This is a genomic window from Paenibacillus xylanexedens (assembly GCF_007676705.1).
Lineage (GTDB): Bacteria > Bacillota > Bacilli > Paenibacillales > Paenibacillaceae > Paenibacillus > Paenibacillus xylanexedens_C.
In genome coordinates, this window is the sequence record NZ_VEBF01000382.1 from 1 (window position 1) to 262 (window position 262).

1 protein-coding gene is annotated in these 262 nt (G+C 48.9%); it reads left to right on the top strand.

Annotated elements, in window-relative coordinates:
- Positions 1 to 4: 4 nt before the first annotated feature.
- Positions 5 to 262 (top strand): SDR family NAD(P)-dependent oxidoreductase (locus FS628_RS33315; protein ID WP_369008916.1); only part of this gene is annotated, 258 nt, incomplete at its 3' end.

The window sequence follows — 262 nt, forward strand, 5'->3', positions numbered from 1 at the left end:
CCACCTGTCCGTAGCTCTCTTCACCGACACATTCAAGCTCCGTACCAATCATCTCCATATCCTCATCAATAATCCACCTATCGCAACCTTCCGCACATTCCTCGATATCCACCCACAACACTCCCAACCCATCTTCCATCTTAACCTTATCCCTACATATTACCTCACACCTCCTCTCCTTCCAACCATCATCAACCAAACTACCCCCACCATTATCAATATTCCTTCCACTGCACCTCACCGCCCATTCCCTACAGGTTCG